The sequence below is a fragment of the Citrobacter sp. TBCS-14 genome, assembly GCF_005280805.1.
In the GTDB taxonomy this organism is placed as follows: Bacteria; Pseudomonadota; Gammaproteobacteria; order Enterobacterales; family Enterobacteriaceae; genus Citrobacter; species Citrobacter gillenii.
In genome coordinates this window covers 406-713 of the sequence record NZ_SZWM01000282.1, presented here as the reverse complement: position 1 = coordinate 713, position 308 = coordinate 406, and the positions used below count along the sequence as shown (strand labels likewise).

At 53.9% G+C, this 308-nt stretch carries 1 pseudogene; it reads right to left on the bottom strand.

Annotated elements, in window-relative coordinates:
• A pseudogene (tcuB, locus tag FDX22_RS12535) lies at positions 1–308 on the bottom strand (tricarballylate utilization protein TcuB); the annotation flags it as partial.

Here is a 308-nt window from a genome sequence, read left to right as displayed (position 1 = left end):
GTAATGCCGCACAACGGTAAAATCCGTGGGCAAATTTTCCGTATGGGATGGTCAGAAATAGCGCCATCACGACACCAAGATGAATAGCAAGCAAAATAGCCATCCCTGAGGTATCTCTGCCTGCCAACAACGCTAAGCCCGTCAGACTCGTCAGTAGCAGCAACAGGATAAAACCGCGATCCATCGGTTTTTGCCGTGCGTCGCCCTGTAGCGGTGAGCGCTTAAGGTTCAGCCATAACAAACCCGCTGGGCCGACAACCAGGCCAATGCCGCCTAATGTGCCCAGCATGACCGGAACGCTGAGGAAC